The following is an 18,242-nucleotide window of genomic DNA, read 5'->3' as shown; positions in this document are numbered from 1 at the left end:
TCACGAAAATTTAAGAGATATTGGCCATAAAGCTCAAATGATGTTGGGTATGAACGACAATTATAGATAATAGTAAGAAATGAATTTTATTGCAGAGCAATACGAAGGGAAGGACAAATTTAAACCAAAAAAAAGCCCCTGAAACAGGGGCTTTTTAAGAAAACTAGGTTTCAAGTTATTACTTGATTTTAGCTTCTTTGTACATAACGTGCTGACGGATAACTGGATCAAATTTCTTGATCTCCATCTTTTCAGGCATGTTACGCTTGTTCTTTTCAGTTGTGTAGAAATGACCAGTTTTAGCGCTAGAAACTAGCTTGATCTTCTCACGATTACCTTTAGATTTAGCCATGGTTTATTATACCTTCTCGCCACGGGCACGAAGTTCAGCAACAACAACTTCAATACCTTTCTTATCGATGATACGCATACCTTTAGTAGAGATACGTAGCTTAACGAAACGCTTTTCACCTTCTAACCAAAAACGATGGTTTTGTAGGTTCGGTAAAAAACGACGACGTGTCGCGTTTTTCGCGTGTGAGCGGTTGTTACCAACCATTGGTTTCTTGCCAGTTACTTGGCATACTCTTGACATGTCAAACTTCTCCAAAACAATATATATAACGCTCGAGCATTAATGTACCTCGAATATGGCCGTCGCCTGAGGCACACAACAGAGGGCGCATTTTATACAGGATCTAAAAGCAAAGATCAAGGGATAGTTAATTTATCCATCCCCGTTCTGCAAATGAAACTATCTCGCGATCGCCTACAACCATATGGTCTAGCAAAGAAACATCTATGGTTGCAAGTGCACATTTCAATCGCTCAGTAATTCGCCTATCGGCCTGACTTGGCTCCGCAACTCCTGATGGATGGTTGTGGCAGACAATCACGGCCGCGGCATTTTTTTCTAACACCAGACTCACTACATCTCGAGGATATACTGAAGCTGAGTCAATGGTGCCTCGAAATAATTCGACAAACTGAATAACCCTATGTTGGCTATCCAGCAATAAGATGGCAAACACCTCATAGGCACGATCGCGCAATTGTCTCATTAAATAGTCCCGAGTTAAATCAGGATCACTTAAAATTTTACCTCTTTTTAAATTTTGTTGCGAAACTCGTCGACTTAATTCAGCTGCAGCGTGAAGTTGAGCATACTTTACCGGCCCCATCCCCGATAAGTGACAAACCTGTGATTGAGACGCTATCAGCAGTTCTCTAAGGCCGCCAAACTCATTAATTAGATTCCTTGCTAGCTCAACAGCACTTAAACCCTGTGAGCCATTCCTAAGGAGTACAGCTATAATTTCAGCATCAGACAGCTGAGACACACCAAATTTAATGAGTTTATCTCTGGGACCTTCGCCTTCAGGCCAATCTTTTATCGCCATCACGACTTCCCTGTGTGATTTATTCAGTAGATCCTGAGTATGGTCTAGTTTTTGAAACTTGTATCCTCTCAGTGCTTTGGTTTGTGATATCTTAAGCGCAATTCATTTTAGCGATAGTATCGTTTCTTAATTTGAGCCATTTCTTATGAGTCAGAGCCAAACTAATCAAAATATCTTACTCGCCATTGGTGGCGGTATTGCAGCCTATAAATCCGCTGATCTTATTCGCCGTTTAAAAGAGCGCGGTTTCGATGTTCGTGTCGTCATGAGTCAAAGTGCAAAAGAGTTCATCACGCCACTGACCTTACAAGCTCTGTCCGGCCACCCTGTCGCGTCCGATCTACTCGATACTGCCGCTGAAGCAGCAATGGGGCATATTGAGCTGGCTCGTTGGGCTGACCTTGTTGTTGTCGCCCCAGCGACTGCCAACCTCATAGCACGCATTAACGCAGGCATGGCTGATGAGCTCATCACGACCACATGTCTCGCCACTGAAGCGCCTGTTGTTATTTGCCCAGCCATGAATCAGCAGATGTATCGTAATCAAGCAACCCAAGATAATCTAGCCAACTTAGCCAAACGTGGATTAACCATATGGGGACCTGCTTCTGGCAGTCAGGCCTGTGGCGAAGTCGGTCCTGGCCGTATGCAGGAACCGCTTGAGATTGCTCAACAGGTGGAACAATTTTTTGCACCGAAGTTGCTTCAAGGTCAATCAATCTTACTGACTGCTGGGCCCACTCGTGAAGCGATAGATCCTGTTCGCTACATCTCCAATCACAGTTCTGGAAAAATGGGCTTTGCATTAGCTAAAATGGCAGCTGCAATGGGGGCTAATGTCACCTTAGTCGCAGGTCCTGTGCACTTACCAACACCAGCAGGCGTTACTCGTCTCGATGTTGAATCGACTCAAGACATGCTGAACGCAGTTATGCAAAATGTTGATAATAATAAAATATTTATTGGTTGCGCCGCAGTTGCTGACTATAGAATTGGCGAAGTAGCCGAAGATAAAATAAAAAAATCAGCGCAGAACATGCAACTTGCACTCGTTAGAAATCCTGATATCTTAGCCACCGTTGCCAGCCACAAGCCGCGTCCATTTACGGTAGGTTTTGCCGCTGAAACCCAAGATGTTGAACACTATGCTAAAGATAAATTAATCAGGAAAAAGCTAGATATGATCGCCGCTAATGACGTATCTAATCCTGAGCTCGGTTTCAATGCAGAACAAAATGCGCTTAAGGTTATCTGGGCCGATGGGCAACACGATCTTCCTGCGACAGATAAGTTGATTTTGGCACGCCAACTACTCACCTTAATTGCAGAGCACGTAGCCCTTTTACAAGACGATAAGTAATGAAAACACCAATAGAAGTTAAAATCTTAGATTCACGCATTGGATCAGAATACCCTCTTCCTTCTTATGCTACACCGGGCAGTGCAGGCATGGATCTTCGCGCCATGCTCGACACAAGTATGACCGTTGCACCAGGTGAAACAGTATTAATTCCGACAGGCATTGCTATTCACGTTGCAGAGCCAAGCCTTGCTGCAATGATCTTGCCGCGTTCAGGGTTAGGACATAAACATGGCATCGTATTGGGTAATCTTGTTGGCCTCATCGACTCTGATTATCAAGGTCCACTTATGGTCTCTTGTTGGAACAGAGGAGACACACCTTTTACCTTAGAAATAGGTGACCGTCTGGCTCAATTAATCTTTGTTCCTGTAGTACAAGCTGAATTCAAGCTTGTGGATGAATTTGATAACTCTATGCGCGGTGAAGGTGGCTTCGGTCACTCGGGCACGAAGTAGTTAGCACAACAGAGGAACTAGGGACTTACCGCTAAGCCTCATAGAATTAAACATAAGAGTGACGCTCACCTGTTTTATTGTTTAAGCAGGTGGAACAATCACCTAGTTCCTGCCGTATTTTGAGTGAAGGAAAAACAGATGGCTGCAAGCCCAAAAATTAATCGCCGCGAACATATACTTCAATGTCTGGCAACAATGCTGGAAACCCACCCTGGGCAAAGAATTACCACAGCAAAATTAGCTGCTGAGGTCGGTGTATCAGAGGCCGCTCTGTATCGACATTTTCCCAGTAAAGCACGGATGTTTGAAGGATTAATCGATTTTATTGAAGAATCTCTCTTATCGCGCATCAACCTCATCATGGATGAAGAAAAAGATACCATGAAGCGCTGCCAACATTTACTGCAACTATTACTGATTTTCGCCGAGCGGAACCCTGGCATTTCACGCATCCTAAATGGTGACGCATTATTGGGTGAGCATGACAGATTGCGTAGTCGTATTAATCAAATATTTTCTAAAATTGAAACCCATCTAAAGCAAATTTTACGTGAGAAAACGCTACGTGAAGGCAAAGGGTTTAATCTTGACGAAGCTATTTTAGCGAACTTACTGCTCGCCATTGCAGAAGGTCGAATTTCACAATTTGTCCGCAGTGAGTTTAAGCAAAAACCAACGCAACACTTCGAACAGCAGTGGGTATTTGTTCAGCAACAGTTACTTCAAAGCTAAAATCAACGAGTGACGGCGACTCGGCCGTCACTCGTTGTAACCTATCACTAACAAGCCCCTAAAACCTACGAGCTAACAAACCACACATCTATTGTACATCTGCAACTTTTACCTTATTCTCAATATCAAAATACACACTAAGATGTACAAGGATGTTGCATGATATTCATAAAAAAATTATCCATACTGCTAGTAATCAATATTGGTCTATTTACCCAATTCGTCGCTGCTGCCCCTCAATCCCCTGAACAGCTATTTAGTCGTGGCGCTGAATTCACTAATGTAAAAATCTCCCCCTCTGGCAACTACATTAGCGCTATTACTAAACACGATGGTAAAAACAAGTTACTGATTCTTGATGCAAAAACAAGAAAGCTTCATCATGCTGTATTCTTTCCCGGTAATGCGCAGGTTGGCGATTATGCATGGGCAAACGATGAACGAGTTGTACTACAAAAAGAATACTTAAAAGGCTGGCAGGATCATCCGAGCTATCACGGTGAATTGTTCGCTGTCAATGCTGACGGGTCTCGCGCAACTTACCTTTTTGGTTACAAAAGTGGCAAAAAACAAGTCGGTTCGCATATTAAGAGAAACACTCCAATCCGAGCTACGGCTTATATCTTAGATCCATTGCCTGAAGATGATCGCTATATGCTAGTTCAAGCACTTCCTTGGGGGAATGGCGGTAGCAATACGGCGGAGAATAAACAAAAAGTCTATCGCGTCGATATCTATAACGGTAAACGTAAAAAAATAGCCAGTGCTCCAATTCCTTACGCAAATTTCCTTACGGATCATGATGGTGAAGTTCGCTTTGTCGGTGGCACAAGAGATTACATTAACTATGAGCTGTTTTATAGACAAGGTAGTCAATGGATCAATGTCGAAAAATTGAAACACAACTTGGATGACCTAACCCCTATTGCCTTCGGGGATGATAAGGATACTCTTTACGTCACTGGTCGCGAATCAGGTAAACCAGCTGGTATTTATCTGCTCAATATAAAAACAGGCGAACAACAATTAGTCAGCCAAGATAAAGAGGTTGATCCCAGTAATGTATGGATTAATAAAATCAGCAAAAAACTCTATGCTGTTGAGTATGAAAACGGTTACCCAACCTATGAATTTATTAACCCTAAAGATCCATCAGCTAAATATGTAAAGCAGCTACTGGCATCACTTCCCGGCCATCAAATACACTTAGTCAGCCAAACCAGTGATACTGAACAAATTATCATTAAAGCCTTTAATGATCGTAACCCAGGGGATTACTACTTATTTAACACTAAAGCCGTCAAACTTGAGTATCTGGTGTCAGAGAAAAATTGGCTAGACCCTGAAAATATGGCAGAAGTAAAACCCATCACATTTACGAGTCGAGATGGAGTCCAGATACACGGTTACCTGACACTCCCATACGGTATAGATGCCAAAAACTTGCCCTTAGTCGTTAACCCCCATGGCGGTCCACACGGCCCAAGAGATTTTTGGGGATTTGATCCTCAAAATCAGTTAATCGCCAGTCAAGGCGCTGCGGTACTGCAAGTAAACTTTCGCGGTTCTGGTGGTTACGGCGCTAATTTCGAACATGCTGGCCATCAAAAGTGGGGCACCGAGATTCAATATGACATTATCGATGCCACTAAGCATGTTATAGCCGAGGGAATAGCAGACAAAGAGAGAGTGTGTATCGCGGGTGGTAGCTTCGGGGGCTACTCAGCATTGCAAAGTGCCATTATTGAACCCGATCTATTTAAATGTGCCATTGGTTTTGCTGGTGTCTATGACCTCCCTTTGATGTTCGAAGAGGGGGATGTACAAGGTCGTCGAGCAGGTGAGCGGTATCTAAAGCAAGTACTCGGTGAAGATGAGCAAGTTCTTAAATCAATGTCACCCACTCATAATGTCGATAAACTCAAAGCCAAACTGCTATTAGTTCATGGTGGAGAGGATGAACGTGCTCCCATTGAACAATTTGAAGCATTAGAAGAGGCTCTAGAGAAGCAAAATTATCCGTTTCAAAAGCTGATTATGGACGACGAAGGCCACGGTTTTTATAACGATGAACATAAAGCCAAATATTATGGTGAGATGATGAGTTTCTTAAAGAAAAACCTCAATCTCTAATAACCTAATATTACCGAGAAAAAGCCGATAAGCACTATCGGTTTTTTCTTATCCCCCCACCCTTTTTATGGTATATATTTACACCAAATAACGGTATCCTCCTGCTCTCTCTTAATTCCAGTGTTCAAAGACATTGACCTTGGCGCTAATTATGAGATAAGAGACTTACTGTCCGCAGACAAAAAGATACTGAATATTACCACTCATGATTATGGTGGAGGAACTTATGACATCAAAAGAAGCAATCCTCAGTGAATCTGCACTGCTAGTGCAAAAGGCGCTATTGGAACGTGGTCTCGAAACACCAATGCTACCGACCGAGTTTAGCGCCGAAGAGCGTAAAGTTAAGATTGAGCAGCATATGCGTGAAATCTTAACCTTGATGTCTCTCGATCTATCCGATGACAGCTTAACTGATACTCCACGCCGTATCGCTAAGATGTATGTCGATGAGATCTTCTCAGGCTTAGATTATGCCAACTTCCCGAAAATCACTGTCATTGAAAATAAGATGGGCTTCGATGAGATGGTCAAGGTTAATGGCATTAGCCTAACCAGTACTTGTGAGCACCATTTAGTCACCATTGATGGTTTGGCCACCGTCGCTTATCTACCCCGTAAAAATATCATCGGGTTATCTAAGATTAACCGCATCGTGAGGTTTTTTGCTCAACGTCCTCAGGTTCAGGAACGTCTGACTCAGCAAGTCTTAGTTGCTCTACAAACCCTGCTCGAGACTCAAGATGTGGCCGTTAAGATGGATGCAGTGCATTACTGCGTTAAATCCCGTGGCGTGATGGATTCGACCAGCTCAACAACAACCACGGCTTTAGGTGGCGTTTTTAAATCAAACCCATCCACACGTGCCGAGTTTCTGAGTAACTAAATTTAAAAGAAGGTACTAGGACGCTTCGCTTCGAGGACGGCCTTCGGCCTCACGGTAAAACAGCATAAAAAATGCCGCGATTATAGTTAACTATAATCGCGGCATTTATCTTTTCAGTGAGCGTAGCGTTCCGTCATCCGTAAGCGCAGCGCTCTGTAGCCGAAGGCGTTCTAACCTTTAAATCCCATACTGATCACGGTAGGCGCTAACAGAAGCAAGCTGCACTTCCATACCCGACTTTTCAGAAAGGTAGTTAATCAAATCGCTCAGCTTGATGATAGAGACGATTTCACAACCAAAATCACGCTCAACTTCCTGAATAGCCGACAACTCGCCCTTGCCTTTCTCTTGACGATCTAATGCAATCAACACACCTGCAAGTTCAGCTTCATGAGCGGCGATAATCTCCATTGATTCACGGATTGCCGTTCCAGCAGTGATCACATCATCAACTAACATCACGCGGCCCTTAAGCTCGCTGCCCACCAAACTGCCACCTTCACCGTGCTCTTTCTTCTCTTTACGGTTAAAGCAGTATGGGATATCGATGTCATGGTGTTCACACAAGGCAACAGCTGTCGTTGTTGCGATAGGGATACCTTTGTATGCAGGACCAAATAACAGATCGTGCTCAATACCTGAATCCACTAAAGCAGCAGCATAAAAACGGCCAAGACGAGCCAAATCACGCCCAGTGTTAAACAAGCCTGCATTGAAGAAATAGGGACTTGTACGGCCCGATTTAAGCGTAAATTCGCCAAATCTTAATACCTGACGCTCTAATGCAAATTCAATAAACTCACGCTGATAGGCTTTCACAATCTCTCCTTAAAAATGTAGGGGTAATTTTTAGTAAATTTTATTTTTACTTACAAAAAGGACCCCGTAGGGCCCTTAATAACAATGCAACAAATTAACTCAATGCAGCTTTCTGTACATCGACAATCTCACGGATACCGTGCTTAGCCAACTCAAGTAAGCTAAGTAGCTCTTCATGAGTGAACGGCTCACCTTCTGCGGTGCCTTGGATCTCGATCATTTTTCCGGTTTCAGTCATCACGACATTCATATCGGTTTCAGCTTCGCTGTCTTCGATATATTCTAAATCGCAAATTGGCTCGCCCTTATAGATGCCAACACTAACTGCGGCAATAAGGAACTTAAGTGGGTTAGTTTTCAAAATACCCTTTCCACGTGCCCAGTTCAGTGCATCAACTAGCGCAACACAAGCACCGGTAATCGCCGCAGTACGTGTGCCGCCATCAGCCTGAATCACATCACAATCAATAACAATCGTGTTTTCGCCTAGCGCTTTCATATCAACAGCAGCCCGAAGTGAGCGACCAATAAGACGTTGGATCTCTTGAGTACGACCAGATTGCTTACCACGAGCAGCTTCACGATCCATACGAGTATGGGTCGAACGAGGCAACATACCGTATTCAGCGGTTACCCAACCTTGGCCTTTTCCTTTTAGAAAACGTGGAACACCTTCGGTAAAACTAGCGGTACAAAGTACTTTAGTTTCACCAAACTCAACCAAAACAGAGCCTTCAGCATGAGCTGTAAACTGACGTGTAATTGTCACTGGGCGAGATTGTGCTGGCGTTCTGTCATTTGGGCGCATAGGAAATTCCTGTATTCATAAATCTAAAAGCGATTTGAGCTGCATGATTTTGGGGGGATAGTATAGGGGGTTGTGCCCTTGGATGCCACGATATTCCGTTACAGAACGTAAAGCTCATAGAGTTTACTTTGACCCTTGGCTTCATCGGACTATAATCCCTGTTCACTTTGACGATTTAAACAAACTGGAATACTCACCCATGATCCAAAGCATGACAGCCTACGCTCGTATCGAGCACAAAGCAGAATGGGGCACCGCCTCTTGGGAAATCCGTTCAGTCAATCAGCGTTATTTAGAAACTTACCTGCGCCTACCTGAACACTTCCGAAACTTAGAACCTCTGCTAAGAGACCGTCTACGCAAGCGTTTGAATCGTGGCAAAATTGAAGTAAACCTAAGATATGATCTCGCCGATAATAAGACAAGTGAACTGCAACTGAACCAAGACTTAGCTAAGCAATTAATCACTGCTGCTAACTGGGTAAAACAGGAAGCGGGTCAAGGTGAATTTAATTTAGTCGACATTCTAAAGTGGCCTGGCGTTATGTCAGGTTCAGAACAAGACATGGATGCTTTAAGCAAAGAATTACTCGGTGCATTTGACGGTGCTATCGATCAATTTATTGAAGCACGTGGCCGTGAAGGTGATGCCATCAAGGTGATGCTACAAACACGCCTCGATGCCATCGTTGAGCAAGTCGCCATTGTACGTGAACATATGCCAACCATTATGCAATGGCAGCGTGACAAGCTAATCAACCGTCTTGCTGAAATCACAGGTGAGCTAGATCCTGCTCGTATGGAGCAAGAGATGGTTATCTTAGCCCAGAAAATGGATGTCGCCGAAGAGATGGACAGACTCGACGCCCACGTCGCTGAAACTCAACGCATCCTCAAAAAAGGTGGCGCACAAGGTCGTCGTCTCGATTTTATGATGCAAGAATTCAATCGTGAGTCGAACACCCTAGCCTCAAAATCTATCAGCGCAGAAATCACAGCCGCAGCTGTTGAGCTTAAAGTGTTGATTGAGCAGATGCGCGAGCAAATTCAAAACGTAGAATAACGTTTTATCTATTTGAATTAGTCTATCCAAGCCCAGTTTATCGCTGGGCTTTTGTTTGCCTATCAAATATAGATTTGTGGGTACAAAAGTATCTCTTCGATTTAGATGTATTAAACAGGCTCATTTAAGGGCTTAAATACCCCCAGCTTTCCTTGCGAAAGCTGACTTAGCCTCATATTTTCAAATAAATGTGGTTGTTTTTTACCTCCTCATAAAGCAAAGTGATGTCAGATTATGTTCTTAGCTGTACGTTGCCGTTTTAATTAATATAATTGCTATTCCCTAAACATTGGACGTTATAGTTGCAAAGAGGAAGTCATGACAGGATCAAATAGCATTAACGCTACCACAGCGGTAGGTAACTTTGGTTTCCTCAAAGAGCATGACCCCATCTTTCTGCAGCTAGCACAAAGTGCAGAGCGGGCTTTCTCTAGCGACCCTAACACCACACTAGTTAAGCTGCGCCAGTTTGCCGAAGCGATAGCGCAAGATCTAGCGATGCGCTGCAGCATTGAATTTGACGATAAAACTAATCAAGCTGATCTGCTGTATAGGATAAGCAAAGAACTAAAGCTCGATTCGCAAATCATTAACTTTTTCCACGGATTACGCAAAGCAGGCAACCAAGCTGTTCATCAATTTAAAACCGAACATAAACCAGCATTAGATGGACTGCGAGTAGCTCGCTATATTGCCATCTGGTTCCACCGAGCCTTTGGAGAGCAAGGCGTCGACTTCAAAACGGGTGAATTCGTTATCCCGCAAGACCCGAGTAAACAACTAAGTGAGTTACAAACTCAAATCCAACAGCTTAGAAGCCAGCTTATAGAACATAACGAGCAACTTGAATCCAATCAGCAACTGACCTCCCTGCTTGAGCAAGAAAAAGAGGAGTTTGCAGTACTGGCTCACCAGATGGATGTTGAAGCCAGAGAACTGGCTATTCAAGCCGAATCACACGAGCAAGCACTCGCCAAACAGCAGACTGAATTTGATAACAAGCTTACAAAACTTCAAAAGCAATTAGCCGAGCAAACAGAGGAAACACTCAAGGCGATTAAAGCGCAGCGCAAAGATGTGAATAAGCGTACCAACACCGCCAGCAGTCGCTTTACCCTTAATGAGGAACTAACCCGTATCCTCATAGACCAACAGCTAACCGATGCAGGCTGGGAAGCTGATAGCCAAGAGCTTACATACCAGAAGGGCATCAGACCCGAAAAAGGTAAAAACCTCGCAATAGCAGAATGGCCAACCAAGCATAAAAGTAAAGGTGGACGTGCTGACTATGTATTGTTCTGTAGCTTAACCCCTGTTGCAGTGGTTGAAGCCAAACAGGAAAACGCCAATGTTGCGGGTAAAGTTACTCAAGCAGAGCGCTATTCTAAGGGCTATAAGCTCATAGCACCGCAAAAAGGCGCGTGGGAGTTAGAGGGAAGAAGCATTGCATGGGCTGATGAGGAAGATGGCCATTACCACATTCCATTTGTTTACTCCTGCAATGGACGCCCCTTCAATAAGCAGCTTGCTGAGCTCTCAGGTACTTGGTTCCGCGATACCCGCAAACCAAGTAATGCCAAAAGGCCATTACAACAATTTCATTCTCCCGATGGACTTATCGATAAATTAAAGCGCAGCAGAGATGAAGCAGAAAAGCTGCTGCAGCAAGAGGGTTTCGATTATTTAGGTCTGCGTGATTATCAGCAAAAAGCAATCGTGGCGGTAGAATTAGCTCTTGAACAAGATAAAACTCAATGCTTACTAGCAATGGCGACAGGTACAGGTAAAACCCGAACCATCATCGGCTTGATGTATCGCTTTCTTAAGGCCGAACGCTTCAAACGCATCTTGTTCTTAGTAGATAGAACCGCGCTAGGCACTCAAGCCTGTGACTCCTTCGATGAAGCGCAGCTTGAACAGAATAAGACACTATCTTCTATCTACAATATTGCCGAACTGGGTGATATGAGTAGTGAAGCCGAAACCCGTATTCAAGTTGCCACCGTGCAAGCAATGGTGAAGCGCATCTTTATGTCTGACACGCCACCGTCCCTCGATGAGTTCGACTGTATTATTGTCGATGAAGCACACAGGGGATATGCACTCGATCAGAAAATGACTGAAGGCGAACTCGCTAACCGTGACGCTAGCCAGTACCTCTCCAGCTATCGCCGCGTACTCGATTACTTTGATGCGGTTCGCATAGGCCTTACCGCTACTCCAGCAAAGCACACCAGCGAGATCTTCGGTAAGCCAATATACACCTATAGTTATCGCGAAGCCGTGGCAGAAGATTGGCTCATCGATCATGAGCCCCCTATTCGCTACGAGACTCTACTCAGCAAAAATGGCATCAAGTTTGAAAAAGGTGAAACCGTATCCGCCATTAATACTCAAACCGGAGAAGTTGAATCTGCAGACTTAGAAGATGAACTTAAGTTCGATGTAGAATCTTTTAATCGCCGCGTTATAACCAAAGGATTTAATGACGTTATCTGCGATCAGTTAGTTAACGAGCTTGACCCTTTTGGGGATGAAAAAACGTTAGTATTCTGCACTACAGACCTGCATGCCGATATGGTTAAAACCGCGCTAGATAGTGCCTTTAACAAGATGTACGGTGATGATTACAATCAGGCTGCCGTTGCAAAAATCACCGGAAAAAGTGACAAGGTCAGCCAGCTCATTCGGCAATATAAAAATGAGCGATACCCAAATATTGCCATCACAGTCGATTTGCTGACAACAGGTATCGATGTTCCTACAATCAGCCATCTGGTGTTCCTACGCCGAGTGAAATCGCGTATTTTGTACGAGCAGATGATGGGCCGTGCAACACGTCGCTGTGACGAAATAGGCAAAACCGTCTTCAAAGTCTACGACCCAGTCGATCTCTACAGTGCACTAGAAGCGGTCAACACCATGAAGCCGATTGTCAAAGATCCTAATATCACCTTAGAGCAGCTGGTGGACGAACTGAGCGATGATGCTCACTTAGAGCAAGCGCTAAATACACCTGGTGAGCAGGCAAGCTCTCATGACACTAACCATAGTCACGCCAATGATGTGCTGAATCAACTGACCCAAAAAGTCATGCGAGTTATGCGCAAAGCCGTTAAAAAGGCCGAGAACAAACCAGAGCTTAAAGCCAAGTTAGACCAACTTGAGGGAATGTGGGGCGTCGCCCCCGACAAGCTCCACCAGCACCTACATCAAATAGGGCCTAAGCAGGCAGCGCAGTTCTTCAAACAACATCAAGGCTTAATCAATCAACTCGCTGAAGTACGTTTCTTAGCGGGCAGCGACAAAATGCCTGTTATCTATGAGGGACGTGATGAATTCTTAAGTCGTCAGCAAAGCTATGGTGTACATGAAAAGCCTGCTGATTATCTCGAGAGTTTTAATACCTTTATCAAAGACAATATCAACCAATCGGCAGCACTGTCTGTCGTGGTTAATAGGCCCAAAGACCTGACTCGTCAGCAGCTTAAAGAGGTCAAGTTACTGCTCGATGAAGCAGGTTACAACGAAGCACACCTACAAAGTGCATGGCGCAAGAATACCAACCAAGATATCGCCGCCAGCATTATCGGCTATATCAGACAGGCCGCCATCAATGAGGCCTTAATCCCCTTTGAGCAACGCGTAAGTAACGCTATGCAGCGCATCTACAGTGAACATAATTGGAACCCCAATCAGCGTAAGTGGTTAGAGCGCCTTGCTAAGCAGTTGATCCATGAAGCGGTAATTGATAAGCCGTTTGTTAACCAACGCTTCGCCGATCATGGCGGAGCTAAACGCTTTAACAGTGTGCTCGATGATCAGCTAGATACCGTACTCGATGAACTTAATGAGTACCTTTGGCAAGCTGGCTAGTACATAGTCACAGGCGGATGGTCACAGGCAAGTGGTCGAAGGGATATGTATAGAAATTCGCATTTTCTATACATATAAATTTTACCTGTATAGATATCGGCACTTTCTATACATGTCGATACAATCGACATAACGACTCAAAACACGCCATTCATGTCGATTAAATCAACTTTTATAAACATGTTTTCTTTACATGTCGATTGAATCGACATAAGCTCACTGCAATATCTATTTATGTCGATAAAAGAAGGTTTTTTGAACATGAAATGGCAAGCTGAACAAGCATACAACCATTTACCCCCACTGCCGCTAGGGAGCGATCTTGGGGAGTTAGCCGAAACCTTACTCATACTAAAAGCCTGTATTCCAGCACGTGCCGCCCTTGCCGAACTAAAGCAAGCGGGAGAGTTGTTGCCAAACCAAGGGCTACTCATCAACTTACTGCCACTACTTGAAGCGCAAGGCAGTAGTGAGATAGAAAACATCGTCACCACTACCGACAAGCTATTCCAGTACGCTCAGGAAGATAGCCAAGCCGACCCCATGACCAAAGAGGCGCTGCGTTATCGCACCGCCCTATACCAAGGCTTTACAGAACTGACCAGCAGGCCTTTATGTGTTACCACCGCATTAAAGATTTGCAGTACCATTAAATCGGTACAGATGGATGTGCGTAAAGTACCTGGTACTAGCTTAACCAATCAGGCCACTGGTGAAGTTATCTATACCCCACCAGCAGGCGAGAACGTTATTCGAGACTTGCTCAGTAACTGGGAAGCTTTTCTACACAATCAAGATGATGTTGATCCACTGATTAAAATGGCCATGGCTCATTACCAATTTGAAGCTATCCATCCTTTTATCGATGGTAATGGCCGTACAGGTCGTGTGCTGAATATCCTCTACCTTATCGACCAACAACTGCTTAGTGCACCTATCTTGTATCTCAGCCGTTATATCGTCGCTAATAAGCAAGATTATTACCGCTTGCTGTTGAACGTAACCACCAAGCAGGAGTGGCAACCGTGGATCATCTTTATCCTCAATGCCGTCGAGCAAACCGCTAAGTGGACCACCCATAAAATCGCAGCGGCCCGCGAACTGATAGAACACACCACTGAATATGTGCGTCAGCAGCTACCTAAAATCTACAGCTATGAGCTAGTACAGGTGATCTTCGAGCAGCCCTACTGCCGCATTCAAAACTTGGTTGAAAGTGGCTTAGCTAAACGTCAAACCGCCTCAGTCTACCTAAAGCAGCTATGTGATATTGGCGTACTTGAAGAGCTGCAATCGGGCAAAGAAAAGCTATTTGTTCACCCGAAATTTGTAACTCTGATGACCAAAGACAGTAATCAGTTCAGCTCTTATTTTGATGCCGATAGCGCAAAAGAAAGTACTAATGCAACCACAAAGTAAGCCACTGCATCAGTAACAGAATTTAAACCAAATTATTTTAAGATTGAGACATATTATGAGCAACAACGATATAGTACAAAAACTGTGGAACCTCTGTGACGTACTGCGTGACGACGGTATTAACTATTCTGATTACGTTACCGAGCTAGTGCTACTGCTGTTTATCAAGATGGTGCATGAGAACACAGAAGCTGGGCTACTGAATAAGCACACCTTGCCAACGGGCTGTCGCTGGAGTGACTTAAGCGACAAAGATGGCTTAAACCTGCTTGATGACTATAAGCGCATGCTACTCACTTTATCGACAGGTAAAGATGCTGAAGGTAACACCCTGCACGCCGATCCGCTGATCCTTGCAATCTACGCCGATGCCCAAACCCGCCTGCGTGAACCTCGCCACTTAAAGCAGCTGATCAAATCACTTGATTCTATCGACTGGTTCAGTGCCCAAAAAGATGGCTTAGGTGACTTGTACGAAGGCTTGTTAGAGAAGAACGCCAGCGAAACTAAATCAGGTGCAGGTCAGTACTTCACTCCGCGAGCCTTAATTGACTCAATGGTGCGGGTTATCAATCCTCAGCCTGGTGAAGTCATTCAAGACCCAGCTGCAGGTACTGCGGGCTTCTTGATTGCAGCTGACAGCTACATGAAAGCCAAAACTGATGACTATATTGAGCTAACGCAAAATCAAGCCGACTTTCAAAAACACAATGCCTTTGTTGGTGTTGAGTTAGTACCATCAACTCGCCGCTTAGCCCTGATGAACTGCCTACTGCATGGCATGGAAGGCGACGACGAAGGCGTGGTGCATTTAGGTAACTCATTAGGCCAAGTCGGCGCTGCACTACCAAAAGCGGATATCATTCTTGCGAACCCACCCTTTGGTACCAGCAAAGGCGGTGATGCTTCTATCACTCGTGATGATTTAACTTACCCTACCAGTAATAAGCAATTGGCGTTCTTGCAGCATATCTATCGTAACCTGAAAGCTGGTGGCCGCGCTGCCGTAGTATTGCCTGATAACGTCTTGTTTGAAGCGGGAGTAGGAACCAGTATCCGCACGGATCTCATGAACAAGTGCAATCTACATACTATCTTGCGCTTACCTACAGGCATCTTCTATGCCGCAGGCGTCAAGACTAACGTACTGTTCTTTACTAAAGGCTCTGAAAAGGATATCCGCCAAGAAGAGAATTGTACTGAGAATACTTGGATATATGATCTACGTACCAACATGCCCAACTTTGGCAAGCGCACCCCATTTGGTGAGCAACACTTAACGCCATTTGAAGCAGTTTATAACCTACCACTAACTGACCGTAAGGAAGGTGAATGGTCGTTTAATGCTGAAGAAGCTGAAGTTGATGATTCTGTGGTTAATCAAGGTTTAGATATAAGCGAGAAAGCACAACAAGGAGCCGAGAAAGCGCAGCAAAGAGTAGCGCACAGCCGTTGGAGAGTATTTAGCCGTGAATTCATCCGCGATAGCAAAGGTGACTCGCTAGATATTAGCTGGCTTAAAGATGCCAACAACGTCGATGCTGCGACATTAGGCACACCTGAAGAACTCGCAGGTGAAGCCATGACAGAGCTCAAAGGTGCATTAGCCGATCTTGAGGCTTTAATGAAATCACTAGGTACTGAGTTAGAGGTGAAGGGATGAGCCAAGTGATTCCTGAGGGGTGGTTAGAACAGCCTATTGGCAATATAGCTAATGTGGTAGCAGGAGGCACTCCCAAAGCTGGTAATCCAGACAACTTTGCAACTCCAGGTAGTGAGATTGCCTGGCTTACGCCCGCAGATTTAAGCAAATATAAAAGCAAATTTATATCGCATGGTGCTAGAGATTTAAGCCAAGAAGGCTACGACTCAAGCTCTGCTAAATTAATGCCTAAAGGAGCTCTGCTATTTAGTAGTCGCGCCCCAATAGGCTATGTTGTTATAGCTGAAAATCCAATCTGTACTAATCAAGGTTTTAAGAACTTTGTTTTTACGGAGCAAGTTAATTCAACTTATGCTTTTTATTACCTCAAAAGTATTCGTGATTTAGCTGAGAGCTTAGGTTCTGGTACAACATTTAAAGAGCTTTCTGGGGCTACAGCTAAGACGATACCATTTCGTTTAGCCCCACAAGCCGAACAAAAAGTCATTGCCGACAAGCTTGATGAACTGCTTGCGCAGGTGGAAAGCACCAAAGCCCGCCTCGATGCCATACCCGCCATCTTGAAATCATTCCGCCAATCCGTCCTCGCCGCCGCCGTCAGTGGCAAGTTGACAGAAGAGTGGCGTGGGAAAACTGGTGTATCTGCATGGAGTGACAGACTACTTTCAGAAGTAACAAGTAATATTGTTGACTGCCCTCACTCGACACCTAAGTGGAGTAACAACGGAAAGTACTGTATTCGTACTACAGCCTTTAATCCATTTTACTTAGATTTAACTAATCAAGGTTTTGTTAGCGAGGATGTTTATGAAGATAGAATACAAAGATTAAAGCCTGAACCTGACGATATTTTATATAGCCGGGAGGGCACTGTAGGCATAGCTTGTCAAATTCCAGCTGATGTTGAGCTATGTCTTGGACAACGAATGGTTTTGATTCGAGCGGGAGTAGAAGTTAGCTCTAGATATCTCACTATTGTCCTTAATTCAGATAAAATATTGAGCATTGTCCAATCTAAAACAATTGGAAGCACTGTTCCAAGAGTTAACATGAAGGATATTCGTGCATACCCTATTCCTATACCTTCAACTGAAGAGCAAACCGAGATCGTCCGTCGTGTCGAAGAGCTTTTCGCCTTCGCAGATAAAGTCGAAGCTCAGGTTAATACCGCACAAGATCGAGTCAACAATCTCACCCAGTCAATACTCGCTAAAGCCTTCAGAGGCGAACTCACCGCCGATTGGCGCGCCGCTAACCCGTCATTGATAACTGGTGAAAACAGCGCTAAAGCCCTGCTTGAGCGCATCAAAGCCGAACGTGAAGCAATAAAGAAACAGCCCAAGCCTAAACGCAAAGCGTTTAAAAAAAAGACAGGTAGCAAACAAATGATTAAAGTCATTGAAGCCTTAAAAGAAGCCGGAAAGCCACTCAGCGGCCAGCAATTGTTAGTGGCTGCAGGTTACCCAAGTGACAGCAACACCGATCAGCTAGAGACGTTTTTCCTCGATATCCGTCAGGCCATGACAGTGGATAAATCGATTGTAAAAGTAGAACGTAGTGATGATGAACAGGATTGGTTCGCTTTGGCAAAGTCTGACACTAATGAATAAAACACAAGGTTAAGG

Annotated in this window: 15 protein-coding genes; 10 read left to right on the top strand and 5 right to left on the bottom strand. The window is 44.4% G+C overall.

The genetic code is table 11. The features are described from left to right. Positions 1-178: 178 nt before the first annotated feature. From rpmG to radC, 3 genes are all read right to left on the bottom strand, one after another. Complete coding sequence (gene rpmG, locus FN961_RS08090) at positions 179-352, bottom strand: 50S ribosomal protein L33 (RefSeq protein WP_011494790.1); 174 nt, start codon at positions 350-352, stop codon at positions 179-181. Between the two features lie 6 nt (positions 353-358). Next, complete coding sequence (gene rpmB, locus FN961_RS08085) at positions 359-595, bottom strand: 50S ribosomal protein L28 (protein ID WP_012327135.1); 237 nt, start codon at positions 593-595, stop codon at positions 359-361. 127 nt (positions 596-722) lie between these two features. Next, positions 723-1,400, bottom strand: a complete 678-nt coding sequence (radC, locus tag FN961_RS08080) for a RadC family protein (RefSeq protein ID WP_143564045.1) — start codon at positions 1,398-1,400, stop codon at positions 723-725. A gap of 145 nt (positions 1,401-1,545) precedes the next feature. Here radC and coaBC point away from each other — a divergent pair, with 145 nt between their 5' ends. The 5 genes from coaBC (at position 1,546) to folE (ending at position 6,969) form a co-directional block, all read left to right on the top strand. After that, positions 1,546-2,760 (top strand): bifunctional phosphopantothenoylcysteine decarboxylase/phosphopantothenate--cysteine ligase CoaBC, encoded by a 1,215-nt coding sequence (gene coaBC / locus FN961_RS08075; RefSeq protein WP_143564044.1) that lies wholly within the window; start codon positions 1,546-1,548, stop codon positions 2,758-2,760. Continuing rightward, a complete protein-coding gene (gene dut, locus FN961_RS08070; RefSeq protein ID WP_143564043.1) occupies positions 2,760-3,218 on the top strand; it encodes a dUTP diphosphatase in 459 nt (152 codons plus the stop codon). The genes coaBC and dut overlap by 1 nt, the downstream gene beginning before the upstream one ends. Before the next feature lie 138 nt (positions 3,219-3,356). After that, positions 3,357-3,950 (top strand): nucleoid occlusion factor SlmA, encoded by a 594-nt coding sequence (slmA, locus tag FN961_RS08065; protein ID WP_143564042.1) that lies wholly within the window; start codon positions 3,357-3,359, stop codon positions 3,948-3,950. A gap of 159 nt (positions 3,951-4,109) precedes the next feature. Next, positions 4,110-6,083, top strand: a complete 1,974-nt coding sequence (locus FN961_RS08060; protein WP_143564041.1) for an alpha/beta hydrolase family protein — start codon at positions 4,110-4,112, stop codon at positions 6,081-6,083. Positions 6,084-6,309: 226 nt separating this feature from the next. Beyond that, positions 6,310-6,969: a GTP cyclohydrolase I FolE gene (folE, locus tag FN961_RS08055; RefSeq protein ID WP_143564040.1), complete on the top strand. Its 660-nt coding sequence runs from the start codon at positions 6,310-6,312 to the stop codon at positions 6,967-6,969. 177 nt (positions 6,970-7,146) lie between these two features. Here folE and pyrE read toward each other — a convergent pair whose 3' ends face one another. Together pyrE and rph are read right to left on the bottom strand one after the other, a co-directional pair. Next, on the bottom strand, positions 7,147-7,788 hold the full coding sequence (gene pyrE, locus FN961_RS08050; RefSeq protein WP_143564039.1) for an orotate phosphoribosyltransferase: 642 nt from the start codon (positions 7,786-7,788) through the stop codon (positions 7,147-7,149). Between the two features lie 94 nt (positions 7,789-7,882). Next, positions 7,883-8,596: a ribonuclease PH gene (gene rph, locus FN961_RS08045; protein WP_143564038.1), complete on the bottom strand. Its 714-nt coding sequence runs from the start codon at positions 8,594-8,596 to the stop codon at positions 7,883-7,885. A gap of 199 nt (positions 8,597-8,795) precedes the next feature. On the opposite strand from rph, the gene FN961_RS08040 reads away from it, so the two are divergent. The 5 genes from FN961_RS08040 (at position 8,796) to FN961_RS08020 (ending at position 18,227) form a co-directional block, all read left to right on the top strand. Beyond that, positions 8,796-9,659: a YicC/YloC family endoribonuclease gene (locus FN961_RS08040; protein ID WP_143564037.1), complete on the top strand. Its 864-nt coding sequence runs from the start codon at positions 8,796-8,798 to the stop codon at positions 9,657-9,659. A 318-nt stretch (positions 9,660-9,977) separates the two neighbouring features. Next, the gene (gene hsdR, locus FN961_RS08035; RefSeq protein ID WP_143564036.1) at positions 9,978-13,535 is read left to right on the top strand and encodes a type I restriction-modification system endonuclease; all 3,558 of its coding nucleotides are present in this window, start codon (positions 9,978-9,980) and stop codon (positions 13,533-13,535) included. A 261-nt stretch (positions 13,536-13,796) separates the two neighbouring features. Next, positions 13,797-14,954 (top strand): protein adenylyltransferase Fic, encoded by a 1,158-nt coding sequence (gene fic / locus FN961_RS08030; protein WP_143564035.1) that lies wholly within the window; start codon positions 13,797-13,799, stop codon positions 14,952-14,954. A 55-nt stretch (positions 14,955-15,009) separates the two neighbouring features. Next, on the top strand, positions 15,010-16,617 hold the full coding sequence (locus tag FN961_RS08025; RefSeq protein ID WP_143564034.1) for a class I SAM-dependent DNA methyltransferase: 1,608 nt from the start codon (positions 15,010-15,012) through the stop codon (positions 16,615-16,617). After that, on the top strand, positions 16,614-18,227 hold the full coding sequence (locus FN961_RS08020; protein WP_143564033.1) for a restriction endonuclease subunit S: 1,614 nt from the start codon (positions 16,614-16,616) through the stop codon (positions 18,225-18,227). Before FN961_RS08025 ends, FN961_RS08020 begins: the two co-directional genes overlap by 4 nt. The last annotated feature ends 15 nt before the right edge of the window (positions 18,228-18,242 follow it).

Origin of the sequence: Shewanella hanedai, assembly GCF_007197645.1 — a bacterium.
Taxonomy (GTDB): Bacteria; Pseudomonadota; Gammaproteobacteria; order Enterobacterales; family Shewanellaceae; genus Shewanella; species Shewanella hanedai.
The sequence above is the reverse complement of the archived record's forward strand: the minus strand, read 5'-3'. Positions and strand labels throughout refer to the sequence as shown.